19 protein-coding genes are annotated in these 24,713 nt (G+C 46.2%); 11 read left to right on the top strand and 8 right to left on the bottom strand.

From position 1 onward, the window contains the following. Positions 1-104 precede the first annotated feature (104 nt). From pfaD to RA178_RS15310, 4 genes are all read left to right on the top strand, one after another. A complete protein-coding gene (gene pfaD / locus RA178_RS15295) occupies positions 105-1,751 on the top strand; it encodes an eicosapentaenoate synthase subunit PfaD (RefSeq protein WP_306682605.1) in 1,647 nt (548 codons plus the stop codon). A gap of 355 nt (positions 1,752-2,106) precedes the next feature. Next, positions 2,107-2,283, top strand: coding sequence for a DUF1328 family protein (locus RA178_RS15300; protein WP_028760636.1), 177 nt, complete (start codon positions 2,107-2,109; stop codon positions 2,281-2,283). Between the two features lie 24 nt (positions 2,284-2,307). Next, positions 2,308-2,502 (top strand): hypothetical protein, encoded by a 195-nt coding sequence (locus tag RA178_RS15305; protein WP_028760637.1) that lies wholly within the window; start codon positions 2,308-2,310, stop codon positions 2,500-2,502. Positions 2,503-2,646: 144 nt separating this feature from the next. Continuing rightward, on the top strand, positions 2,647-4,326 hold the full coding sequence (locus RA178_RS15310) for a diacylglycerol kinase family protein (protein ID WP_306682608.1): 1,680 nt from the start codon (positions 2,647-2,649) through the stop codon (positions 4,324-4,326). Between the two features lie 50 nt (positions 4,327-4,376). Here the strand turns inward: RA178_RS15310 and RA178_RS15315 are convergent, their stop codons facing one another. The 3 genes from RA178_RS15315 to RA178_RS15325 form a co-directional block, all read right to left on the bottom strand. Next, positions 4,377-5,036, bottom strand: coding sequence for a hypothetical protein (locus RA178_RS15315; RefSeq protein ID WP_306682610.1), 660 nt, complete (start codon positions 5,034-5,036; stop codon positions 4,377-4,379). 212 nt (positions 5,037-5,248) lie between these two features. After that, entirely contained in the window at positions 5,249-6,325 is a 1,077-nt protein-coding gene (locus RA178_RS15320) for an L-dopachrome tautomerase-related protein (protein ID WP_173245901.1), read from the bottom strand. Between the two features lie 109 nt (positions 6,326-6,434). Then, positions 6,435-7,805 (bottom strand): sigma-54 interaction domain-containing protein, encoded by a 1,371-nt coding sequence (locus RA178_RS15325; RefSeq protein WP_219234235.1) that lies wholly within the window; start codon positions 7,803-7,805, stop codon positions 6,435-6,437. Positions 7,806-8,051: 246 nt separating this feature from the next. Between RA178_RS15325 and RA178_RS15330 the strand changes: the two genes are divergently transcribed. Continuing rightward, positions 8,052-8,507 (top strand): glutamyl-tRNA reductase, encoded by a 456-nt coding sequence (locus tag RA178_RS15330; protein ID WP_306682612.1) that lies wholly within the window; start codon positions 8,052-8,054, stop codon positions 8,505-8,507. A gap of 274 nt (positions 8,508-8,781) precedes the next feature. Continuing rightward, complete coding sequence (locus tag RA178_RS15335) at positions 8,782-9,336, top strand: BON domain-containing protein (RefSeq protein ID WP_306682613.1); 555 nt, start codon at positions 8,782-8,784, stop codon at positions 9,334-9,336. A 129-nt stretch (positions 9,337-9,465) separates the two neighbouring features. Here the strand turns inward: RA178_RS15335 and RA178_RS15340 are convergent, their stop codons facing one another. The 4 genes from RA178_RS15340 to RA178_RS15355 all read right to left on the bottom strand — a co-directional run bounded on the left by RA178_RS15340 (position 9,466) and on the right by RA178_RS15355 (position 13,715). Next, entirely contained in the window at positions 9,466-10,788 is a 1,323-nt protein-coding gene (locus tag RA178_RS15340) for an IS4-like element ISSba6 family transposase (protein ID WP_306682614.1), read from the bottom strand. Positions 10,789-11,051: 263 nt separating this feature from the next. Continuing rightward, the gene (locus RA178_RS15345; protein WP_131525327.1) at positions 11,052-11,456 is read right to left on the bottom strand and encodes a DUF3224 domain-containing protein; all 405 of its coding nucleotides are present in this window, start codon (positions 11,454-11,456) and stop codon (positions 11,052-11,054) included. A 129-nt stretch (positions 11,457-11,585) separates the two neighbouring features. Continuing rightward, positions 11,586-12,362, bottom strand: a complete 777-nt coding sequence (locus tag RA178_RS15350) for a hypothetical protein (RefSeq protein WP_105249748.1) — start codon at positions 12,360-12,362, stop codon at positions 11,586-11,588. A 213-nt stretch (positions 12,363-12,575) separates the two neighbouring features. Then, positions 12,576-13,715: a polysaccharide deacetylase family protein gene (locus RA178_RS15355; protein WP_113941063.1), complete on the bottom strand. Its 1,140-nt coding sequence runs from the start codon at positions 13,713-13,715 to the stop codon at positions 12,576-12,578. 331 nt (positions 13,716-14,046) lie between these two features. Here RA178_RS15355 and RA178_RS15360 point away from each other — a divergent pair, with 331 nt between their 5' ends. Together RA178_RS15360 and RA178_RS15365 are read left to right on the top strand one after the other, a co-directional pair. Continuing rightward, positions 14,047-16,683, top strand: coding sequence for a TonB-dependent receptor (locus tag RA178_RS15360; RefSeq protein ID WP_306682617.1), 2,637 nt, complete (start codon positions 14,047-14,049; stop codon positions 16,681-16,683). A gap of 66 nt (positions 16,684-16,749) precedes the next feature. After that, the gene (locus RA178_RS15365; protein ID WP_306682619.1) at positions 16,750-18,312 is read left to right on the top strand and encodes a tryptophan halogenase family protein; all 1,563 of its coding nucleotides are present in this window, start codon (positions 16,750-16,752) and stop codon (positions 18,310-18,312) included. A 9-nt stretch (positions 18,313-18,321) separates the two neighbouring features. Here RA178_RS15365 and RA178_RS15370 read toward each other — a convergent pair whose 3' ends face one another. Beyond that, positions 18,322-19,296: an AraC family transcriptional regulator gene (locus RA178_RS15370; RefSeq protein ID WP_306682620.1), complete on the bottom strand. Its 975-nt coding sequence runs from the start codon at positions 19,294-19,296 to the stop codon at positions 18,322-18,324. A gap of 526 nt (positions 19,297-19,822) precedes the next feature. Here RA178_RS15370 and RA178_RS15375 point away from each other — a divergent pair. Genes RA178_RS15375 through RA178_RS15385 form a run of 3 tightly spaced genes read left to right on the top strand, consistent with a single transcriptional unit; the run spans position 19,823 to position 24,698 of the window. Continuing rightward, a complete protein-coding gene (locus RA178_RS15375) occupies positions 19,823-21,121 on the top strand; it encodes an MFS transporter (RefSeq protein WP_306682622.1) in 1,299 nt (432 codons plus the stop codon). Further along, positions 21,118-21,960, top strand: coding sequence for an ROK family protein (locus tag RA178_RS15380; protein ID WP_306682624.1), 843 nt, complete (start codon positions 21,118-21,120; stop codon positions 21,958-21,960). The genes RA178_RS15375 and RA178_RS15380 overlap by 4 nt, the downstream gene beginning before the upstream one ends. After that, positions 21,957-24,698 (top strand): family 20 glycosylhydrolase, encoded by a 2,742-nt coding sequence (locus tag RA178_RS15385; protein ID WP_306682626.1) that lies wholly within the window; start codon positions 21,957-21,959, stop codon positions 24,696-24,698. The genes RA178_RS15380 and RA178_RS15385 overlap by 4 nt, the downstream gene beginning before the upstream one ends. Positions 24,699-24,713 lie beyond the last annotated feature (15 nt).

A 24,713-nucleotide genomic window follows, 5' to 3' on the forward strand; every position in this document is an offset into this window, starting at 1 on the left:
TTTATTGAATAACTTAAAAATAATCCTGCCGCTGCGTTGGCTTTTATACCCGAACTTTTTACCCAGGTAATAGCAACGCAGCAGCAATAAAAACGAGACCCAAGATGACTAGCCATACTCTAGATCAATTCAATAGCAATAACGAAAAACTCAGCCCTTGGCCGTGGCAAGTCAACGATGCCGCGCTGAGCTTTGATATCGACTCATTAGGCAAAAAACTCAAAGATTTAAGTCAAGCCTGCTACTTAGTCAATCACAGTGAAAAAGGCTTAGGCATAGCGCAAACGGCTGAAGTGACCACAAGTGACAGCCAAGCGCCATTGGGCTCGCACCCTGTCAGCGCCTTTGCCCCTGCCCTTGGCACCCAAAGTTTAGGCGATAGTAATTTTCGCCGCGTACACGGGGTTAAATACGCTTACTACGCCGGCGCTATGGCCAACGGTATTGCCTCGGAAGAACTGGTTATTGCGCTAGGTCAAGCGGGCATTTTGTGCTCATTTGGCGCGGCGGGGTTAATTCCATCCCGCGTTGAAGCGGCCATTACTCGCATTCAAGCGGCGCTGCCTAATGGCCCCTACGCCTTTAACTTAATTCATAGCCCAAGCGAGCCCGCATTAGAGCGCGGCAGTGTTGAGCTGTTCTTAAAACATAAAGTGCGCACGGTCGAAGCTTCGGCATTTTTAGGGTTAACGCCGCAAATCGTCTATTACCGCGCAGCGGGTTTGAGCCGCGACGAACATGGCGAAATAGTCATTGGCAACAAAGTCATCGCCAAAATCAGCCGCACCGAAGTCGCGACTAAGTTTATGGAACCGGCGCCTGCCAAAATCCTCCAGCAACTAGTGAGTGACGGTCTTATCAGCCAAGACCAAATGGCGATGGCATTGCTTGTGCCGATGGCGGATGACATCACAGCCGAAGCCGACTCTGGCGGCCATACCGACAATCGTCCGTTAGTCACGCTTTTGCCGACGATTTTGGCGCTCAAAGATGAAATCCAAGCTAAGTATCAATACAAGACACCCATCCGCGTGGGTGCTGGCGGCGGCGTCGGCACACCCGATGCAGCATTAGCCACCTTCAACATGGGCGCGGCCTTTATCGTCACAGGTTCAATCAACCAAGCCTGCGTCGAAGCGGGCGCGAGCGAACACACTCGTAAGTTACTCGCCACCACAGAAATGGCCGATGTGACTATGGCGCCTGCCGCAGATATGTTCGAAATGGGCGTGAAATTACAAGTGGTTAAGCGCGGCACTCTGTTCCCGATGCGCGCCAATAAGCTGTATGAAATCTACACCCGTTACGATTCGATTGATGCCATCCCTGCGGACGAGCGTAAAAAGCTCGAAGAGCAAGTGTTCCGCTCATCACTCGATGATATTTGGGCGGGCACAGTCGCCCACTTTAACGAGCGCGATCCTAAGCAAATCGAGCGCGCGCTGGATAACCCCAAACGTAAGATGGCACTGATTTTCCGCTGGTATTTGGGTCTATCTAGCCGCTGGTCGAACACAGGTGAAGTCGGCCGCGAAATGGATTACCAAATCTGGGCAGGCCCTGCCCTTGGCGCATTTAATGCGTGGGCGAAAGGCAGTTATTTAGATGACTATAAGGCCCGTAATGCGGTGGATTTAGCCAAACATTTAATGGTGGGCGCAGCATATCAATCCCGCATTAACCTGCTATTATCCCAAGGCGCGAGCATTCCAGTTAGCCTGCAGCGCTGGAAACCATTAAATCGTTTTTAAACGTATTTAGCTCCTATCGTCTTGTATTATAAGATCATAATATCTTCAAGCCGACACAAACTCACAGTGTCGGCCTTTATTTGTCTTTACTTATGAACGACATCAGCTCACAGTCTTTGATGCAACGTATTAGGCTGAAACTCTTACCGAAGCTTAGGTAAAAATTGCCTACCCCTCTTTTAATTCACTCACACCATTTTAAATAAAATGATTTAAATTATATTTAAAATCAATTAACTACTTAAAATTTTTAAAGTTGGCATTAAGATCGCAATCAAGTAAGAGCCATTAGCCGTTACCTTACAAGTGACACAAACGGTCATGAGAAGGATTAATACAAGGGCAGGAGGTTATTATGCTAGGTTGGACATTAGTATTTCTAGTTGTTGCCGTGATTGCCGGGTTGTTAGGATTTGCTGGGATTGCTGGCGCAGCAGCGGGAATAGCGAAAATCATTTTCTTCATATTTATTGTGTTATTAGTGATTTCTCTGCTGATCAATGCCCTTAAGGGTAAATCACCGCGACTATAATTTTTTTTAGAAAAGGAGATAGATATGAAACCATTTACCCTGATGACAAGTGCAGCATTCGCATTATTACTCGCCCTAGGTTTAACGGCCTGTAGTGATAACAAAGCCGAAGACGCGGGCGAAAAAATCGATGAAGTAATGACTGATACAGGTAACGCCATCGAAGATGCCTGTGAAGAAGTCAAAGAAGGTGTTAAAGCTAAAGATACTAAGTGCTAAACAAACCTGACTTTAGGGTGGCAATAGACTCGTCTACTGCCACCCTTTTGGTTTAGACTCGCTCATTTCTGCATCTCTCATCTCGACATCTATCCATTCAAGTGCAACGATTTTAACCAAGAACAATGGCATTGGAGGACTTGCATGCTAACGAAGATCCACATCAAATATTTGTACACTGCAGGTGCAGTATTGTTAGCCTATTTTGCAGTAACAGACACTTCTCCCCTGCTCACTTTCATTTGTGCATGGACAAGTCTGTCACTGTTTTTAGTCGGTTCCGCCTATTGGTTTAATCTCGCCAGTATTTTTAGAAAACGCCAAGATGGCACTATTCCTTGGTATATTCGTTGGGGTTTTATTCCCTTTTTATTAGGCTGTCGACTCTATAACCACTGGGCCAGAAAATACGATTCAGTACCGCCCATGCAAAGGATTGATGAACATCTGTATCTCGGCTGTAGACTCTTTTCCGCAGATCTGGAAAAGATTAAAGCCAATAAGATCACTGCCATTCTGGATGTCACCGCTGAATTTGATGGCTTAGATTGGTCGCAATTTGAAGATCATATCGAGTATTTAAATATTCCCATCCTCGACCATAGCGTACCGACCAGTGCCCAACTCAATCAAGCCGTTAACTGGCTGCACCGCCAAGTACGCGCCAATAAACAGGTACTCATCCACTGTGCTATGGGTCGTGGCCGCTCAGTGCTGGTACTCGCCGCTTATTTGGTTTGTAAAGATAAACAACAGCACTTCGCCGAAGTACTGCAACAGATAAAGCAAATCCGCAAAACCGCTGGCTTAAACAAATGGCAATTACGCGCGCTCGATCGCATGCTTAGTCAAGGGAAAATTAACATCCACAAAGTGGCGTGGATTATCGCCAACCCAGTTTCTGGTGGCGGGAAATGGCAAGAATACAGCGAGCAAATCCAAGATGAACTTAAAGCCTATTTTGACCTGACTTTAAAACTCACAACAGCAGACGAAACCGCAAATGTCTTCGCCGAGCAAGCCCGTAATGCAGGCGCAGATATCATTATCGCCTGTGGTGGCGATGGTACTGTGACTGAAGTGGCCTCTCAAATCGTCGATACGGATATCGTCTTAGGCATCATTCCTCTTGGCACAACTAATGCCCTCAGCCATGCCCTCTTTGGTTTAGGCAGTAAGCTTATTCCTATCTCTCAGGCGCTGGATAATATTATTCAAGGGCATTGCCAAGCCATTGATACCGCGCGTTGTAATGAGGAGTTAGTGTTGTTACTCGTAGGCATAGGGTTTGAGCAACAAATGATTGAATCCGCGAACCGTGAGCGTAAAAATGCCCTCGGCCAGTTTGCCTACCTCGATGGCTTATGGCGCGCAGTGAATGCCGATATCACTTTAACCATCCAGCTCAGCTTAGATGATGCAAAACCCACAACATTGACGACCCATAGCCTAATCGTTGCCAATGCCGCACCGTTTACCAGCGTGTTGGCGCAGGGCGATGGCGAGCCAAACATGACCGACGGTTTGCTCGACATTACTTGGTTGGATGCTGGCGATGAACCCAAAGAGCAGTTGCTTAGCCTCGCTGAATTAGCGATTGCGGGATGGGTAAAAGAAGGCAATAAGAGTGTGCGAGATCAACAAGCGAGTGCAAGTAAAGTCCATCATGCCCATGCTAAAAAGGTCACTATCAGCAGCCAGCCTAAGTGTAAATATGTGATTGATGGTGAAGTATTTGAGCCAGCGGATCTCACTATTGAAGTCCAGCCAGCATCTCTTAAAGTGTTTGTTCCTTATCAGGAAACCACTGAGCAAGATGAGTGATCGTTGTGGAGGACATCCAGCCTAACTTTTTAGGCTGGATGACTGAGAATTTATAGGACGAACAAAAAATATAAAATATTCAACAAAATAAATATAACCAGCAGAACCAGTACCCGCATGAAATTAAATTCACTACCTTTGGGAAGTGATTTTTGAGTGGTGTTACTAAAATCCTGAAATTTACAATCTATCGCCTGCGCACATTGCTGTAGAACTTGTTGTAATTCCTTTCTATCAGTGCTGTTAGCCAATTTTAGTTGCGCGCCCTTAGGCTGCTGCAATTGTAGATAGGCGAGATAATGCTCAACGATATCTTCTGCTTGGCGATTACGCTCGAACTGGTGCCAATGGGTTGTTTGCAGCAGATAGAGTTGCACGGAGTGAATATCCGAAAAGGCATAGGAACGCCACCGCCACAATCCCATATACCTCCCATTGAATAAACCTTTACCGAGCCACAATTGCTGTTGCTCAGCGTCTAACCAACACTGTTGCTGAACAAACGCAGTCGGTAACACGGGTAACAATAGAAACAGTGTTACCCAGCCGAGAACGAGCTGTAGTATCGGATCGGGTTGTAAATAGGTTGCTCTGGCGCAGAGTAAACCAAGCAGTAATAACCCAGCAGCAAACAGCAATAATAGAGGTCGGTACTGAGTACTCAGAGTTTGAATATAAAATGCATTTTTAGAAGGTTGATTGAGTTTCACTGAACTTGTTCCTTGTTCCAAAAATTATCTCACCATTCAATATTGACCTGTGCCAGTCACAATAAGAGGCATTGATAGTTTGCACAATCAACACCTAACTCATTTCTAGACGCTTTCGAGTTAAACCAAAGACTCACATCAACGTAAATACCAGTTGCGATATAACTCATACTGCAAATATAAGCTGCAACTTTGCAGTTGCAGCTAAGGTGTTATTGACCCGCAGCAGTATCCTCACCGGTCCAGAGTCGCATAATACGATAAGGCGGTTTGGCTGTTTCGGCTTTTCCATTAAAGGCTTTTGCTTTATGCAATTGGTTCACTGAAATATATAACCAGCCTGTTTCACCAAATTGCACACTATCAGGAAAATCCAGTAGTGGAGAACTGACCGCTGTTGTTAGTGTGCCTTTGTTATCTAGCATGGAAATGGCATTGTGGTTCAAATTGGTAAAGTAATGATTACCTTGTTTGGACGTTGCAGCGCCATCTGATACAGGCTTGGCTCCGACTAATTTTACCGTGGCGATAATTTTATCATTATTGCCTGTTTGTAAAGCTGCAGTCGATAACTGATACCAGTGAGTACCATTCATTGCACCATAATAGAGTGTACTTCCATCGGCAGATAAACTGATTGGATTGACCGCTACACTAGCGACTTTGCCATTAAACAATGTTGTTTTGTTATCTATGTTCATTACTGCATCCGCTTCGGCCTGCAGCGAGCTATGACCTGAAAAACGTATTGTATGGCCATCGTCGATACGCACCGCTAAGAGGCCAGGGTTGGCGATATCGGCTAAATAAATCCAGCCTTTTTGAGAGTCGACAACCAGATCCTGCATAAAGCTGCCTTTAGGCGCGAGAGCTTGTGGTAGGACGATTTGTTTATATAGACTGCCGTCCTTAATGTTGAATCCCCAAATCCTTGTCTGGCCTAATTCTAACCCCATATCTGCGGTCCAGAGGTGTCCAGCCTTGTCCTGAGCAATACCTAATAAGGTATCAAATTGAGCAGTATTGGCTGTCGATGTTTTTTGCAAATCCATTGAAGGCCAAGCTTTATAAGCGTTGGTCTCACGATTAACTTCAATCAATTGCAAACCTGATGGTGTATCAAATGGATGTACTGTGGCAAAAATCCGACCTTGTGCAGTGACGCTGACATTGCCAGGTCGTATTGGCAATTCAGCGACTGTTTCAAGACTTCCTACTGCTGGGGTGGCGTTCACAAAACTACTGGCTGTCAAAGAAAGCCATAATGCTGTTGTTAATAAGTGTTTCATATTCTATCTCCGCTTTTTCTGTTTAAGGGCTGTAGAATAGGAGTTATTATTTACAAAAAAAAGAGTATAAAGTTTAGCTCTGTTTCAATATTAATTTGATAATTAATGTTTATTCAGCAGTCGTTTCACCGGTCTCGACTTGCTGCTCGTACTTGCTGAGCTTGTTGTAGAGGGTTTTAACGCTGATCCCCAGTTGTTCGGCGGTATCCGTTTTATTACCTTGAGTGGTTTCTAGTGCTTGATAAATAGCGATTCTCTCTAAATCATCTAAGCGCATGCCTTGGGGGATAACAACTTGCTCACCACCACATAAACCCACTTCATTCGTCTGAGGTAGCTGTAAATGGCTGGGTAAAATATCCTGATCGGCCAGAATATAGGCTCGCTCAATTGCATGTTTTAATTCGCGCACATTACCAGACCAAGGGTACTTAGCAATCATCTGAATACAGTCTTCAGCTAAGCTCTTATTCTGCTTTTCGGCCACGTTACGATAGGCAAGAAAATGCTGCGCAAGCCCAATAATATCCTCGCCACGTTCCCGTAAGGGCGGAACGCGAATGGGAAACTGAGCCAAACGAAAGTACAAATCTTCTCGAAATAGCCCAGCCTCTATCGCCACTATGGGATCACGGTTAGTCGCTGCCACAATACGTACGTTTGCACGTTGCACTTTGTCGCCACCCACAGGACGATACTCGCTATTTTCCAACACTCTGAGTAACTTCACTTGATGATCAATCGGCATTTCGGTGACTTCATCGAGAAACAAGGTCCCGCCTTCAGCCTGTTCAAATACGCCTTTGTGATCGCGATTCGCCCCCGTAAATGCGCCTTTGACATGACCAAACAGCTCACTGTCGACCAATTCAGGGCTTAATGCACCACAGTTAATCGCAATAAAAGGCTCGTTCACCCTAGGGCTGGCAAGATGTATGGTATTAGCAACCAGTTCTTTCCCGACCCCACTTTCCCCAATAATCAGCACATTACTGCCTGTCGCAGAGACGCGACGAATTGTACGATATAGCTTGTGCATAGGAGCTGATGAACCAACAAGCAAACCGTATTGGTCTAGCTCGCTAGCAAAAGGATGCAGTCGATTAGGCGATGATGCTAAATACTGTGCAAAATCAGCAAAAATTTCGCTGATTAGCGGCATATCGTAAGGTTTGCGAAAGTGGTAACCCGCAAAATGAGACATTAACTGATCAAGATTAGGGTTTGGCTGACCATCGGAGAGAAAAATAAACTCAATATTTGACATGGCCGTATTATCCAGCAGCACAAGGTAATCTTCTCGACTAAGACTGGATAACTCAATAATGGCAACATCGACGTGATTTGCCCCTAGCTGCTCTATCCAAGGCAAGTCATCGACACTGCGTAGCTTATTAAAGTCAGCAGCGCCAGCAAGTTCGATGATTGCTTGCTCGGCGCCAACATCCTGCAAGTGATAAAAAAGTGTCAGTCGAGCCATGCGTATCTACTCCCTGTATGAAAAACTACTGTATGTCAGCCATGAAATTTTAACAACAGCAACGGTAATAGTTGCCGATGTTCTAAGATGATATCTCGATGAACTGAGAATATCAGTCTAAAAATCAGCCTGTTAAAATATCATTAAAAACGAGAACAGAATATGCATGGTAGCTGAACGAAACGAAATCAGTTTACCCAAGCAGTTAAACAATCTATGTCGAACACTGGCATTAGGAGGCCCATAATGAAGTCTAATGTTGTGCAACATCAGACTGATATCCGCGCCGATATCATGTTGATCGATGAAATCATCAAGCTGAATCAAGAAGGACTCACATTTTACAACCAAGCGAGGAGGTATGTCGAAGACTATAATCTTAAGCGTGTTTTTTCCGCCAAAGCTAACATCCACCAACGAATGTTAACTCGGTTTGAACAGCTGAGACGTTTGGCTGACGAGCCAATTAATGGCCTAAGTCACACCGTGCCCGTCACTTATACTCAAGCAACAGAATTGCTGCAACAGTGCCAAATTTCGCAGGCTATGACCGCCCTTGTCGACATAGAGCAGCAAGTGCTAATCCAAATAAAACAAGCAGTAAGGCAAGCACATCAGCCACAACTTGCAAACCAACTTGCAGAGGGTGCCGCTTGGCTGCAAATGAGTTACGACGGTACGGGATCGCTCAATTACCATTAATTCCCTGTCGCTAAGTGAGCCATATTTAACCGACTCCCCCACTTTTACTACAGACATAATACCGCACTGATGAGTGCGGTTTTTTATGTTCGAATGATGGCTCAGCATGCCAGAAAAAATTACATTTTGTCGGTAAAAAAGACCGACCTAAAGGAAAATGCCAAGGTATAAAAACGCCAGACAAAACAATTAAAACATTAAAAATCATTACCTTAAAAACATTGGCACGATTGGCGCATTATCTAGCTTCGAGAAAACAACGGAGGATATGATTATGAAAACTACAACAGCATCAGTACTAGTGGCTTTACTTGTCGGTTCAATCAGTTTAAATGTGGCCGCCGCCCAAGATTGGAAAGACGGAACCAAGGATGCGTGGATCGATGGAAAAGCAGAAACCACTTTACTGCTCAACACGAATCTCAATTCCTTCGACATCATTACAGATGTCAAAGATGGTAAAGTGACGTTAACAGGTAAAGTGGAAAGCAGTGTGGATAAAGCCCTCGCCACAGAGCTCATCAAGAGCTTAGATGGGGTGAAAGATGTCGATAACCAACTCACTGTGATGAATGAAAAAGAAGGCACCAGTGAAGTTGTTGCCACCTTAACTGACTCTAAAGTTGCCACAGTCATCAAAACGCGTTTACTGTTTTCAACTGACGTATCCGGCACCCAAATTAATGTGGATGTTGCCAATGGCATAGTCACATTGAAAGGTGAAGTTACCAGCGATGCAGAACGTCAGTTAGCACTGAAAATTGCCGAAAATACCGACGATGTGAAAAAGGTCGTTGATAAAATTAAAGTTGTTAAAAAAGTGTCTTAACTCTCGCGACAACGGCATTTTTTAAATTAAACGTATTTTAAGTAACAGCACGCCGATCTAGACTCAAGGTTCGATAGTGCTTTATGAAAAAAGAATCAAAAAAACCAGCCTCAGCTTAATGCCGTTCACTTAAGAGTGAACGGCATTTTTCTTTGGTCTAACCGGGAACTTGTTTTTGCTCATTTTAAGAACTCGTGGATATGCCCTTTCCCGTTTACCATCCAGCTTAAATTGCCGTGCATTTCGTTCTATATCCAATACGTCTCTCGGGATATTCCCCGGTGTTTGTGATGACAGTTGTGTCAACTTGAAGATGATATAACTCGCCGCATCTCGAAAACTCAGTTGATTGGGGTGGACCGATGGCAAGCTTTTAGCCATCAGCAACATCTTATATCTAATGAGATTATAGGCCAGTAGCACGCCCCATAACTCTTGAGTCACCAGCTCCGGTAGTTGACTACGGAGCGTAAAACGGCTCTCCAGTAGATGTTGCTTCATCTCTCTGTAGCCCAGTTCTATTTCCCATCGATGGGCATATAAGTCGACGATGTCTTCGCTGGGGTAACGCATCGGGTCTGTCAACGAGGTCAAAATGGCGACTGGCTTACCTTTCACTGTCTTAGTCAATAAACGCGCTTCAAGAGTTTCAGGCAGCTGCGGCCATTTCTTTCTGGCCTGAGGTGTAGTGGTGAGTTTCACCCACTGATCATGCTTTCCTAGCGTTCGCACCACCTCATATTGAGTGCCTTTCTTCAATGGCAACAACCAGTGGCTATCAGGTTGCGCTTGCTGCCAAGCGTGTAACAGGCCGAGCGAGTAAAATCCTCGGTCAAATAGGGTTAGGCTGTAATTGGGAATGCTAGGAATGAGCTGGGATGCTAAGTTCATTTCATTTTCGGCAACCGAATCAAAGGCGCTGTTGACCAACAAATGGCTGCTTAATTCCATCAAGCAAACCATGCGAATTTGCGGATAAGCAGCTTCGCCTGAAGCGTTTGCGGTACGCGCAAAGGCGGCTTGATTTTGGACACTATCGGGTGTCCGCCACACTACACCGTCAACACCATACAAGTTAAGGCCGCACCAATGAGGATGTTCAGCTCTCGCGTGCCAGGTATTGGCGCTGCGACTAAATACTTCTCTAATAACCTCACTGCCCAATCGTTTACGCGCCTGAGTCACGGCGCTGCGTGCAACATAATCAATCTCTTGCGGCAAAACAATGTCGAGTTTGTTGATGAGTGACCGAACAGATTCCCCTCGGAACAAAGCCATTCCGATAACGGCCCAAATCATCGCGTCCATCGGCAATTTACGCCGTCTTAACGTCGCAACGCCCTGAGAGTCTAGGCAAGATTGAATTAACTCAGGTTCTAACACATCTGCTAAGCAGGTGAATTCGGTTAGGCGGGTAATATGAGTACGGGCGAGTGCTTCTGAGAGTTGCATAAAAAAATCCGATGACATGAGGTCATCGGATTTTGATCTTTTCAGCGAGATCGTCAAGCGATCTGTCTTAACTGATCGGCATTAAGCCTCAGCTGGTTTTTTTATGCCCATTTTCAGACTCAATCGAAAAGACTTACTCGCTTAAATTAAGAAGGGTGAATTCAGATGACTCGAATGATCATAAAGGAGAATAATTACAGAAAACTGAGCTAAAACGCAGGCGTTACTCAAGCTTCAAAGCCAAACTAAGCTTCAAAGTCAAACTAAGCTTCAAAGCCAAACTGGAATGCATAAAAATGTTGGCCATTCTCAATATTGATGGTCATAGTGCCAGTTAACCCCTGCAACTCCCCCGCCCCAGAATGGGGTACCACTTCTAAGATCAGACGATTTTGTCCATCGGTCATAATGCCAAAATGTTGTAACACAAAACTGCCCTGCTTACCGCACAAGTTACCAACCACTTGTTCAATGGCCACATAACCAGCTGAGCCCTTGACTGACGTCATAGCACTGAGCATTTCCCCTTTGCTGCGCCCCTCAAGCTCACCATAAAAGGTTTTATCTAAGCCCATACGCCCTAACGTCACACCACCAATGCCAGTAGCATAGGGGCTATCAGGAGTGAGCTTAACATCAAATTTTCCAGTGATTTTGCTAACTTGCATGACACTCTCCTTGTCGAAATCTTATGCTGACCTATTACCTGCTAACGCTTGCTATTGAAGCAAACATCACCCACTGACCGAAAAACAACTTAGCATAAGCCTGCGTAGATCCATAATGGCATTTACACGCTACTTATGTATGCTGGTCTCACTCACTACCATCTCTATGGTTTTGACTATTTCAGGGCTTTCAGACATGGGTTGGTCAGACGCTCTATCGCGATAAGTCACAGCAATTTTGAATGGGGCTTCAAAAGGATAAACAGGTTCAATACTATCAACTTCGATTCGATCGCCAAGCATGACACTGCCTAAGTGTTTCAAGCTATTGTGTTTAAAATCCAGATTAAACAATCCAAGATACCAAAATACGCCTGAACCTTGAGTCGTCACAATAAAGGGCGCCACAAAGGGCATAGTTTGCATTTTAGGATCATCTTGAATCGGTGCGTCACTTTGGGTGTCCGGCTCTAGAGCTGGATCGAAATTTAACGGTGTAATGCGTAAGTAATCAAGTAATGCTCGACCTTTTACCTCACCATCTTGGTAGTCGCCCATAGCAAACTCTGTTTGTTTGATCTTAATAAAATGAGTCAATGCAACGGACTTGCCGCCCTCAGGCAGCGTTATTTCAACAGGATTGGCGGTATTTAAGCTAAAGAGTTTGAGCATCACTTCCGATGCATTCGCCACAGGCTTTACCTCAAAAGGTGTCACAGTTTCGATCTCATTCGCCTGAGCCTGAGTTTTTTCATGCGCCATGGCCTCATCGTATTGCATCACCTGTCCATCTTCCATCACCATATAAATATCATCATTGGTCATGTTGAAACGGTAAATACCCGCAGCAAGTAAGGCTAATACCACTAAGGTTGCCGCTATGGTTAATTTTACAAACGTACTCATCTTCTCTCCCCAATCGCGCTCGTTATGCGCTACTTTTCTAACACCGATAAACTTCAAATCAATGTCGGAGCAGTATTACAGATACTGAGTTAAAGCGAAGTGGGTAAAGTGTAAAAAATGCCGCTATTTTGAATTTTGTCAGGCTAAGTTCAGCAACATGCCTTTTACTCGACCAATATGATGGGCTGAGTAAATACTCAGCCCAATACATCACTACTTTTCGTTTTTCCACAAGGCTGGGGTTTGGCTTGGTTGCCAATTGCTTTGGGAGAAATGCGCTTGCACTAAGGAATAGATTTTATCTTGATAGGACACAAACTCAGGTAGTTGATAATTATGCTGATCCTGCCAAGCAGGGGCATAGTTATCTAGCGTATCAAAACGATATCCTTGACGTTGAGCTTCTTCAACAAAACGCTTAATTTTAGGCAAGTTGATGGTTGCACCTTGTCCGCGGTGAGCATTCTCAAACAGGAAATCGTGGGTCAAGATAACCACTTTCCCGTTATGTAAACCATCACTACAATCTAAGTTCTGCGTACGACTGTTAAGCGGATTCATCGTCGTTCCAGCGCAGGTGTTGATCACTTGATTGACTTTTGCCACCAGCTCAACCCCATCAGCCATGGATTCAGCAGGAAAGGCAACCCCCCAATCCTCTGGTCCCCAGTCTAGATCCCAGCCAAATATTTTATAGTCACTCTCGGCGAGCATGTTTTGAATTTGCACCGCAACTTGCGAACTGTTGGTCGAGGTTTCTGCGGTACAAGCAAAAGCGGGGTCCCAAGGCGGCACAGTATCGGATGTCGCACACAAGCCATCGCCTTTGAGTTTACTGGTCACTCGCCAACCATTGGTGTAAGGCAAACGTGCCAACTTAGTCATCTTGTTATTGGGATAACTGGCGGCATTAGGAATAAGCTCAACCACTTTGGCCGTGTTCGTCACAAAATAGGTGAAATCGGTGGCCGCATCTTGATAGGATTTTACGGGCCAGAGTCCAACTTGATTACAATATGCCGCGCCAGATTGCACGCCATCAGTGCAGTTATGCAGCATATGATCGTAACTGTGGTTTGCCAGAATATGACCATCATCTAGCAAGCGTTGTAGAGCGACAGCCGCTAACGCCTCGTTTTCATCCCCTTCGCCATACATATGAAACGCATTAATAAAGAACGTCGCCTTGATATTGGCATCCTTTAACGCATCTAACAGCCCTAAGGTCGCGTCAATTGGACCATCATCAAAGGTAAGGTAAATGGTTTTATCGCTGGCGTAGGCCGCACTTAAGCCAGTACTCAAGCTCGCAACACAAAGCCCAACTGCAACGGCTATCGATTTCAGTTTCATGATTTCATCCTATAAATAATGTTTAAAGATGAATAAGTTAGTTCTCTTTACGCACTGGTTAATTCATAACCTGTAGACAGCGAGTTCACTCATCCGTTTAGCTTATCTATAGTGAGTAATCCCGCCGGCATTAGTTATACCATCCTAGCAACAAGCCATACTTTTCTACGCTAAGTCGATAAATCCTGCCTTTGCACCCAGTTAACCATCCCCTTCAAAGACAATAGAAAAATACCAATCCTAGTGTGAAAAGTACCGCATCAACAATTCGATAACAGGTAAGTTAACTGGAGAAAAAAACAACATAAAAGCACTACAGGGATGCAATAACATGTCAGAAGGTCAACTATTTAAGAGCTCTTTGCTCGCATTATGTATCGCTAACGCCTTGTTCGGGATGAGCTCAACCGCAGTCGCGGCGGAGCAACAAGAGGCAACAGCAGAAAATATTGAGGTAATCCAAGTACGCGGCATACGTCGCTCGATTGAAGCCTCAATGAATACCAAACGCTTCGCCGACTCCACGGTCGATGCTATCACCTCGGAAGATATCGGTAAGTTTCCCGATAAAAATATCGGTGATGCGCTGCAGCGCATTTCTGGGGTGACGGTCGATAGGCAATACGGTGAAGTGAGTGGGGTCACCATTCGTGGTACAGCGCCAGAACAGAGTCGTATTTTGCTGAACGGTCAAACCGTTGCGAGCACCTCTTGGTATGATCTTGGTCCTGCCACTCGAACCTTCAACATGGAATTATTGTCAGCCGAGCAAGTCAGTGCGGTTGAAGTCCACAAAACGCCAACCGCTAGCCTTGAAGAAGGTGCGCTGGGCGGCACTGTCGATCTCAAAACCCGTAAGCCCTTAGATCTCGATGCTCACACTTATCAAGTGGCGGGTGAGTTGAGCCAAAGCAGCCTGTACGATGAAACAGATCCGAGTGGATCTTTCGTCGGAAGCTGGAAAAATGATGATGAAAAATTTGGTATTTTAGGCGCTTACTCAGTAGAAAAACTCACCAGTGGTCGGCATGTATTAGAATCGCTCAGCGGTTACTATGAGTACTTTGCCGCTGATCCTGCACAAAACCAAGAATCAACTGTAGGAGCATGGGGGATTGGCTCACAAGCATTTAGGGCCGAACGTGAACGGACCAGTGCCCAAGTCACACTGCAATTTGCACCGACTGAAAAAACAGAGTTCACCTTAGATTACTTTAATTTTGAACTCGATATCCCCCACGTAAACCATAACTTCTTAACCGTTGGCGCCCGCGGTTCGGGCTCAACCAACGTAGTAAATAACGCCCAAGGCGGCACAGCATCGGCAACAATTCTGCCAGCGTATGCGTCGATTATTTATAACCCTGTGGTACGCCACGCGGTCAATATGAAATCTGACGTACTCAACTTAACCGGAAAATACGTCGGGGACAGTTTCACCCTTAGCGGCGTCATTGGCCAATCGACCTCAGATGGCGGCACCCAAGGCGGCTCATCTTCTTGGTGGATCCCTGCGACGGACCAAGGCGGCAAAATTGGCGATCCCGCCTTCCCTAATGGTCAAGGCAGTGTCGATGGTGGCTTTAGTTACGATGCCACAGGTCCCTATCAAGTGGTGCTCACGAGCCTAGATGCCAACGATGCTAGCCAGTTCAAGCATGCGCAGGAAGCCAACTACGAAACCACAGTGCAAGATCATAAAGTCACCTACGCACAGTCTGACTTCGAATATCAACTCGATCATGATTTTATTAATAAAATTGCGGTCGGGATTAAGTACAACACCAGTGATTTCGAGCGTAATGCCTTCAACCGTAACCCCTCAGAAATCCTAGGTTTTGTGCCCAATGGCAACCTAGCCAACTGGAGCGATGGCGTACTGTCTGGCCTGCATTCCCAGAGTGGCGGCAATGTACTCGACTCCTATGCCAAGTTAGATGAAGACAAATGGTGGGCGTTTATCAGCGAGAAATACGCCAATGGCGAGTTAGTGGAAGTCGCCGATCTCGGTAACACCTTCACTGTCGAAGAGGATATGTTGGCCCTGTACGCCCAAGCGGATTTCAGCGGCGAATTCTATCGTGGTAACTTTGGTTTGCGTTACGTTAACACAAACCAAACCTCAACCGGTTTTGCCGATGGCAAGCCCTACAATGAATCCGTTAATTACGATAATTGGTTACCGAGTATCAACGTCGCCTTCGATCTACAAGAAGATCTAATCCTACGTGCCTCGGCCTCTGCCGTGATGGCGCGTAACAATTACAGCGACCTCAAACCCGGTTTAGCCATAGCGAAAAACTTTGGTACTGCGACCGGCGGTAATCCCAATTTAAAACCCTATAAGGCGAATCAAGCTGACCTTGGCATCGAATGGTACTTCACTGAATCTTCTATGCTGTCGGCAGCATTGTTCTACAAAGATATTGATAACGTAGTGTTTGTCACTGAGTCGACTCAGTACATTGAAGGTTGTGGCGCGTCAGAATCCGAGTGGGATAAATGCCGTGTCACAGCCCCAGCCAACGGCGGTAGCGGCTCAGTGACTGGGCTTGAAATCCAGCTACAACATAACTTTGAAAGCGGTTTTGGCTTCTTAACCAACTACACCTATGTTGACAGTAAAAGCACTCGCCCCGATGGCACAGAGCAGATGATTGAAGGCGTGTCAGAGAACTCTTTCAACGGTTCACTCTTCTACGAAGATGATCTGTTCAGCGCCCGTATCGCCTATAACTGGCGTTCAGAATACTTAGGCGTAGGTAATATTCAAAACGTGTTAAACGACAGCTATCAACAAGTGGATGCCTCGATTATTTGGCATGCAATGGAGAACTTAGATATCTCACTCGAAGGGGTTAACTTAACCAATGAAGTGGTGCAATCCTATGATGTTAAATACGGATTAACCCAAAACACCATCGAATTTGGTTCACGTTATTTCGTCGGTGCCAGCTACAAATTCTAAACTTGAGTCACAGCATAGCCGACCTTAGGGTCGGCTTTTTGCGTTGATAATGCAGAGGTATAAACCATGAAAGTGAAGCAAGCAATCAGAAAAATCATTATCTTAGGGGGTGGAACCGCAGGTTGGATGGCAGCGGCAGCCCTCGCGAATAACCCCGTATTTGCCGCCATTGAGCTCTGTTTAGTGGAATCGGACAACATAGGCACCATAGGCGTTGGTGAAGGTTCAACGCCACACTTAAAACGCTTTATGGACAACTTAGGCATTAGCGAAAAAGATTGGATGGAACAATGCCACGCCAGCTATAAAACCGGCATCGATTTCATCAATTGGAATGGCGACGGGCAGCAATACTTTCACCCCTTCTATTGCCAAATGGATGTGAAACCCGCTGAAGTTTTCTTTATCAACGCCAATGCAAGACGCCGCGGTCATGGCAGTGCAGTAAAACCCGATGCGTTTTTCTCCAGCGGCGTACTGGCGAAACGCAATCTCAGCCCAAGGCCGAATAAAGCGTTGCCCTACGCTAACGAATACGGCTATCACTTCGATGCGACTGAGCTGGCCAACTACTTAAAAGATTATGCCTGCCAACGCGGCGTACGGCAGATCATTGCTGATGTGGTCGAGGTGTCAACCTCCCAACACCAGCAGATTGAGACACTGATCCTGGCCAATGGCGAACGACTTAACGCCGACTTTTTTATCGATGCCAGTGGCTTTAGCGCTAAGTTAATTCATAAAACCCTAGGCGTACCCTTTCAATCCTTCGCCAATGAACTGCTCAACGACAGCGCCGTTACTGTACCTGTTCCTGTACCTGCATTAATGGACTCCACTCAAACACAGCAAAACCAAATGCTGCAAGCCCAAGCATTGCAAACACAAGCACAAGCACAGCAAGCCAAGTACCATACCCGCGCAACGGCGCTCAGTGCGGGCTGGCTATGGCAAATTCCCCTCACCCACAGGCTTGGCAATGGCTATGTTTATAGCAGTCGCCACCTCAGTGCCAATGCCGCGGCCAAAGAATTATTGCACAGTGTTAATCTGCCTGAATCAACCCAAGTACGGTTTCTCAAAATGCGGGTCGGTGTCAGTGACAAGGCTTGGCACAACAATGTGCTGGCGATAGGACTTGCGCAAAGTTTTATCGAACCGCTCGAAGCCACGTCGATCATGATGACCCAATTCACCCTTGAAAAATTTATGTCGTTATTCGAGCGCTATCAATTGAATAAGCAGGCAGAGACCTTAAGTCGACAAACACTCAATCAGGCGGTCATGCAGTTAGTACTCGGCATAAAGGATTATATTCAGGCCCATTATGTCACCAGCCAGCGCAGTGAACCCTATTGGTTGGCGGCGAGAAAAGTCACCATTTCCCAAAGGCTGACACAACTATTGCAAGCTTGGTATCAAGGGGAAGACTTTGATTTACTGCTTTACCAATACGATCAGCAACTCGCCTACTTTCGCCCTTCTTGGTATGCGCTGTTAGCGGGAATGGATTACCGCGACCCAAAACTGAAGCGCCCATTTGAGCCGATTTCAGCGGAGATCACGGCGCAAGCGATACGCTACAGCCAAACCTTAGTGGAGCAGTATTTTCAGCCTAAGCATCCGTGATAAGAATGGTTAAATTGCCCTTTGTTTACTGCTAAAGCACTGACGAAAACGACTCGGCGTGATACCTTTAAATTGAATAAAACGCCGATTAAAATTGGATAAGTTGTTGAAACCACACTGATCGCTGATGGTTGATATCGGGCTTTGATTTGACAGCAGTAACTTGCACGCCTTAGCTATCCTGAGTTGATTGATAAACTCAGTTAAGGTTTTCTCGGTGCGTTTTTTAAAGAATCGATGGAAATGATTGGTGCTCATGTGCGCTAACTTTGCCAAATCCTGTGCCGACAAGGCCTGAGTGTAATTGTCATAAATATGCTCAATCACTTTATCGAGCTTTTTCACGGTAAAGTCGAGTTTACTACCGTGGGTAAACAAGGTGCTCGACAAGAGTTCTTGCTGACTATCCTGTTGTAATAACGCTAATAATTCCAATAACAAAATATAGCGTCTAAAAGGATTGGCCGTCTCCATTTCGATAAACACACTATGGGCCTTACGCGCCGTTTCCTCACTAAACAACACACCTCGTTTGGCATGGGTCAAAAGAGAATGCAAGGATGCTAACTCGCGCTGCTCATTCACAATTTGATGTAACCAGGCTGCGGGGATTTGTGCCACATAGACGACTTCCTTCACTCGATTTTTCGAAGCGGAGCCCATCAAAACGGGCTCTTTCAAACCAACCGCAGTTAAAGTACCGCCTTTCAAACAATCGTTCTTTGAAACCTCGTCAGTTAAAACATCAAGGTTAGCCTCGGATTGCCAGCCGTGGGGCATGTCTGGGCCTATGATCACTAAATCATAATCGCCATAGCGGGCAATATGGTCGCCCACATAACGCATGCCATAACTGTTGAGGGTTAAGCAGATTTCGTACTCGGGGTGATAATGCCAGTTGAGATCCATGTGGTCCCATTCATAGCGAAAGTAACGCCAAGAGCTGTTTTCATCGGGGATCACTTTTTCACACAGAGGTTTCATCCATTAAACTCCAGTTACTCATTCCTTTATCTTAGCTTCAATCAGCTCTTACAGATCAACGCCATTCACTCAAGCTAGCCGTTATTGCATCCTGTTAAATTATTCAATTACTTAGACCTTATTTTTAATGCCAGCCTTAACCTATCAGCTCGGCGAAATCGCTGTGCCTCGCGCACTATTGTCTATAGCAAGTCAGCCCTGAAGTGATACCAAACTCCGCCACTCCAATACTATTCTATCCAATGTTAATTAAAGGTAACTATTTTACAAGTAAACACTTTATCAGCAGATACTAAAACACGGTTTTACCTATGCCTATCCGCAGCAGCTATCTGCAACTCGTATCTATCGCCAGTATCTACAAATATCTACAGCCCGTATTAACTGCACCTGATGTAAATCAGCCAAATCAGCGCGAACACGATTTGCATATGTGAGAAAAGTATCGACAGAGGCACTATTCGTATCACCGCCATAGCGAGCGTCAGTCCACAATGAATTTCACTTAATTCAATTGGCTAAGCACATGAAACACAAACTCATCATTCTGTTTGTCCTCTGCACTTTCTTTGTTATTTCCTTGATGACTAACAGTATGGGGCCGATTTTCCCTGCGTTAATTGACAGTTATGCTATCGGCCTGACGTTGGCGGGGTTATTTCCCTTTGCGTTTTTTATCGCCTACGGAGTGACATCGATTCCTGCGGGAATTTTGGTGGACAAGTACGGTGAAAAACGGGTGATCATCTTAGCCTTTAGCCTCGCGTTTATCGGCGCCGTCACTTTTGTGTGTCTCCCTACCTTTAGCATCGCCATGTTTAGCCTGTTTTGCATCGGCACTGGCATGAGTTTATTGCAGGTAGCAGTGAATCCCTTACTGCGCCAAGCCGCGGGGCCTGAGCATTTTGCCTTTTTCTCCGTACTGGCCCAACTTGCCTTTGGCGGCGCCGCGACCTTAGCGCCGCTGGTGTATCAGCATTTTGTCGCCTTAGATCAAGCCAGTGTTGCATCAGCCAACTATGTGCAACAGCTATTGCCCGAGAACATGAGTTGGCTCGCCATGTACTGGTTATTTGCCGTGGTCGCACTCGCCATGGTGCTCTTTGCCAGCTTAGTGAAGATGCCCAAAGTGAATAAACTGGCAGATGAGTCGGCGGGTGCCCTCGAGACCCATTTACGCCTTTTCAAAGATAAAACCGTTTTGAAATTCTTCTTCGCTATCGCCGCCTATGTTGCGCTTGAGCAAGGGCTTGCTAACAGTATCTCAGTCTTTTTGCTGCAATATCATGGTCTTGATACCTTAAGTGTCGGCGCCAATGTGGTTAGCGATTTTTGGTTTTACATGACGCTCGGCTGCCTACTCGGTTTGCTGCTACTTAAACTTATCGACAGTCAGATCTTGCTGCTCAGTTTTTCCCTTAGTTCACTGGTTTGTTTTCTGGCGGCGATTTGGGGACCGAGCCAACTAACATTAATTTGTTTCCCATTGGTTGGCTTTTTCATTTCTATCATGTGGTCGGTGATCTTCTCGCTGGCGCTTAATTCTCGCGCCCAAGATCATGGATCATTCGCTGGCATTCTCTGCACTGGCATTATCGGCGGCGCGTTTATCTCGCCGATCATTGGTGTTATCAGCGAGCTATCCGGCGAGTTACGGTTCGGGATGTTAGTGCTGTTAATCCCTATGGCTTACATAGGTTATGTCGCGCTAACGGCTCGCCCCTTGATTAAAAACACCACCCTATTTTCTGATAAAACGGCATCAAAGGATGACGGTTCTAAGCAGATGGCAACAACCAACACGAGAGGCAACAAGCTATTATGAGCGTCCTATGTTTAGATCTTGGGGGAACTAAACTGATGTTGGCACAGGTGGAAGGTAAAACCTTACTCGACACTTGGCGGTATCCCGTTCCCGCCGATGGCAATTTCGAACAATTATTCGATTTCCTCGTGACCTGTATCCACAGCCACCTCACGCCTGAAACCTGTGGTATTTCCATCGGGATACCCGGCATGGTGGATATGCAGAGCGGCACTTTACTCGAAGTGCTCAACATCCCTGCGCTGACAGCAACGCAGTTAGCCCAGCAGCTTAAAAATACCTTTGAGATGGATGTGGTTGTAAATAACGATGCGAACCTCTTTGCCCTTGGTGAAGCTGTGCTCAATCACAATCAAGACATGCTCGGGATTACCTTAGGCACAGGCGTGGGCGCTGGGGTGATTTTTAATGGTCAGCTGTATTCGGGTAAACATTGCGCCGCAGGTGAAATCGGCAGTTTGAGTTATCGCGATGGCATTATTGAGCACTACTGCTCGGGGCAATACTTCACCGTTCATCACCAGATGAGTGGCGAGCATTTGTACCAAAAAGCCTGTGAAGGTGACAGCCAAGCGCTGCAAGCCTTCGTCCATTTTGGTGAACACTTGGCGCACATGATCGCCCAAACCTTACTGGTATACGATCCCAAAGATATCATCCTTGGCGGCTCAGTCAGTCAAAGCTTTCCCTTTTTTATTGAGGCGCTTAAACAAAAATTGCAGAGCTTAGTCTATGGCCCGCAACTGGCGGACTTGACGATTTCAGCCAGTCAACATCACAATGCAGCACTCATAGGCGCGGCGCAGTGGTTTTTACAACAAAAGGACTCAGTTAAGTGAAAGGACTAACGAAAGGGAAAGGTAAAATAAAGTGGCAGAGGATTAAGACGGCCTTAGTCAGCGGCATAATGGCAGTGCTTCCCTTGGGGCCAGTGCTTTCAATATTTATTATGCCATCGGTACAGGCCGCCAACGCCGTGCAGGAGGCAAATCATGTCGCACTTAATCAATTGGCCGATAAACTTCAGCTAAGTTATCAGTTAACCGCCAGTTATCTTGAAACCTGTCCCGCTAAAGAAACCCAATGCTATCGCTCTGCCATTGAGCTAACCCTGCCCACTCAGCTATCCAACGACAAGTTATCCAACGAAGAGCTAAATCATGGCGATTGGCAAATTTATTTCAGCCAACTATCGCCCGTTTATTTTGTCGATGCGGGTGACTTTAACATTGAACATATCAATGGCGATTTACACAAAATCACTCCTAAAGCCAGTTTTAAGGGTTTCGTCGCCAATCAAGTTTATCGTATTGAGTTTTATAGCAAAGGCAGCCAAATCACCCGTTCCGAGTTTATGCCAAACTTCTTTGTCGCTATGGGCTATAAGGCGCAGGTAATAAAGAGCACTCAAACAAGGCGCGATCCAGAAACGGGTTTAGCCGAGCAAGACTACCTGGCGCCTTTTAATGCCGAGAAACAATTCTTACTGGCAAAAAACGATGCAACCCCCTTTGCCGATGGCCAGTATTTAGCCGAGCAATATCAAGCCTTAGCCGCAGACAAAGCACCTGACATTAGCGGCAAACTTATCCCCACGCCACTTCATAGCCAAAGCCTAAACTCGGCGCCTTTATCCCTTGCTAAAGGTTATCGACTCGCGGCTGCAACTGTCGATTTTAAGGGCCGGCAGGCGGCGTTGGATTACCTCGATTCTTTAGGCTTTTCGGCCAAGGACAAAGGCACGCCGCTGTTATTGCAACTCGATACTCAAGCTCCTAAAGTCGCCAGCACTGAAGCCCATGATAGTGAAATTAAAAACAGCGAAGCCTATCGGTTAACCATAACGGCCGAGCAAATCAGTATTCGAGCGAGCAGTGAAGCGGGACTCTTCTATGGCCTACAAAGCCTAGCTGGGCTGATCAGTTTAAGTGACGATCAACTGGTCGCCATCGAGATCCAAGACCAGCCTCGCTACGCCTTTCGCGGCCTGCACATCGATTTAGCCCGTAACTTCCACTCGCTCGATTTTATCAAACGCATTATTCCACAGCTCGCCGCCTATAAAATCAATAAGCTGCATTTGCACTTAGCCGACGATGAAGGCTGGCGTTTAGCCATACCCGGCTTACCCGAACTGACCGATGTGGGTGCAAAACGTTGTTTCGATTTAACCGAGCAAAGCTGTTTATTGCCACAACTGGGCAGTGGCATAGCGGACGTAAACCCCGTCGATGGCTACTTAACCGTGGCGCAATACCAAGCAATATTACAACTGGCTGATGCTCACCATATCGAAGTGATCCCTTCACTGGACATGCCGGGGCATTCACGCGCCGCAATAAAATCCATGGAGGCGCGTTATCACCATTACCTAGCAAAAGGAGATAAAGCTAAGGCGGAGGAGTTTTTACTGACTGAATTTGCAGATAAAACCCAATATTCGTCGATTCAGTATTATCACGACAATACACTCAATGTGTGCTTGGCGAGCACCTACCACTTTATCGATACTGTGATTGATGAAGTTAAAAAGATGCACCAAGCCGTAGGCGTTCCCTTAGTGCATTACCACATAGGTGCCGATGAAACCGCGGGCGCTTGGGTCGACTCTCCAGCGTGTATCGCAATGAAGCAACAAAAAACCGATGAGTTAGCCGGACTGCATTCGCTCAATGGTTACTTTATCGAGCGCGTCGCTAATATGCTGGCAGATAAAGGGATTATTGCCGCAGGTTGGAATGATGGCATGGGTGAAGTTCGCCCCGAAAACATGCCCGCCCAAGTGCAATCTAATGCTTGGTCGCTGATTTCGGATAACGGTCATCAAATCGCCCATAAGCAAGCCAATTTAGGCTGGAAGGTGGTGATTTCAACGCCAGAAGTCACCTATTTTGATTTCCCCTACGCTAGCCATCCAGATGAGCGCGGCAATCATTGGGCCTCGAGGGGGATTGACAGTTTTAAGGTGTTTAGCTTTATGCCCGACAACCTGCCCGCCCACGCCGAGCGCTGGCGCAACACGCTTAATCACCCCTTTACCTCAGATGATACTCAAAGCCAATTGCATGCTGGCCGCGGTTTTTATGGCTTGCAGGGGCATCTTTGGAGCGAAATGGTGCAATCGGATGAGCAAGCCGAGTACATGTTATTCCCGCGTATGATTGCCCTTGCAGAACGGGCATGGCATAGGGCGCCATGGGAGTTAGCCTATGATTATCAAGGTAAAATCTATAGCCAACAGACTCAATATTTTGCCAGTCAACTCAATGGCCAAGCCGAGCAAGTGCTCAAACAGGATTGGCAAACCTTCGCCGCGGTTTACGCCAATAAAGTGCAGCCTAAGTTAGTAAAAGCGGGAGTTTTCTATCGCATAGCACCGCCTGGAATACGTGTTGAACATCAGCAGTTAGTGCTCAATAGCTTATATCCCAATGCCGAGCTGGAATACCAACTCGACTCAGGACCTTGGCTAAGCTACCGCCATGCTTTCAAGCTTAATGATGTCAAACACATCCGCGCCAGAGTCAAAGATGGCACGCGTTATTCTCGCCCATCGACTTGGCGAAGCTCCCTCTAATCGTTCATCGCACAA

Source organism: Shewanella oncorhynchi (assembly GCF_030848765.1).
GTDB lineage: Bacteria > Pseudomonadota > Gammaproteobacteria > Enterobacterales > Shewanellaceae > Shewanella > Shewanella oncorhynchi.

Excerpts from the sequence above, each read along its gene's own strand:
- pfaD (WP_306682605.1), top strand. The coding sequence starts at position 105 with ATGACTAGCCATACTCTAGATCAATTCAATAGCAATAACGAAAAACTC.
- RA178_RS15300 (WP_028760636.1), top strand. The coding sequence starts at position 2,107 with ATGCTAGGTTGGACATTAGTATTTCTAGTTGTTGCCGTGATTGCCGGG.
- RA178_RS15305 (WP_028760637.1), top strand. The coding sequence starts at position 2,308 with ATGAAACCATTTACCCTGATGACAAGTGCAGCATTCGCATTATTACTC.
- RA178_RS15310 (WP_306682608.1), top strand. The coding sequence starts at position 2,647 with ATGCTAACGAAGATCCACATCAAATATTTGTACACTGCAGGTGCAGTA.
- RA178_RS15320 (WP_173245901.1), bottom strand. The coding sequence starts at position 6,325 with ATGAAACACTTATTAACAACAGCATTATGGCTTTCTTTGACAGCCAGT.
- RA178_RS15325 (WP_219234235.1), bottom strand. The coding sequence starts at position 7,805 with ATGGCTCGACTGACACTTTTTTATCACTTGCAGGATGTTGGCGCCGAG.
- RA178_RS15330 (WP_306682612.1), top strand. The coding sequence starts at position 8,052 with ATGAAGTCTAATGTTGTGCAACATCAGACTGATATCCGCGCCGATATC.
- RA178_RS15335 (WP_306682613.1), top strand. The coding sequence starts at position 8,782 with ATGAAAACTACAACAGCATCAGTACTAGTGGCTTTACTTGTCGGTTCA.
- RA178_RS15340 (WP_306682614.1), bottom strand. The coding sequence starts at position 10,788 with ATGCAACTCTCAGAAGCACTCGCCCGTACTCATATTACCCGCCTAACC.
- RA178_RS15345 (WP_131525327.1), bottom strand. The coding sequence starts at position 11,456 with ATGCAAGTTAGCAAAATCACTGGAAAATTTGATGTTAAGCTCACTCCT.
- RA178_RS15350 (WP_105249748.1), bottom strand. The coding sequence starts at position 12,362 with ATGAGTACGTTTGTAAAATTAACCATAGCGGCAACCTTAGTGGTATTA.
- RA178_RS15355 (WP_113941063.1), bottom strand. The coding sequence starts at position 13,715 with ATGAAACTGAAATCGATAGCCGTTGCAGTTGGGCTTTGTGTTGCGAGC.
- RA178_RS15360 (WP_306682617.1), top strand. The coding sequence starts at position 14,047 with ATGTCAGAAGGTCAACTATTTAAGAGCTCTTTGCTCGCATTATGTATC.
- RA178_RS15365 (WP_306682619.1), top strand. The coding sequence starts at position 16,750 with ATGAAAGTGAAGCAAGCAATCAGAAAAATCATTATCTTAGGGGGTGGA.
- RA178_RS15370 (WP_306682620.1), bottom strand. The coding sequence starts at position 19,296 with ATGAAACCTCTGTGTGAAAAAGTGATCCCCGATGAAAACAGCTCTTGG.
- RA178_RS15375 (WP_306682622.1), top strand. The coding sequence starts at position 19,823 with ATGAAACACAAACTCATCATTCTGTTTGTCCTCTGCACTTTCTTTGTT.
- RA178_RS15380 (WP_306682624.1), top strand. The coding sequence starts at position 21,118 with ATGAGCGTCCTATGTTTAGATCTTGGGGGAACTAAACTGATGTTGGCA.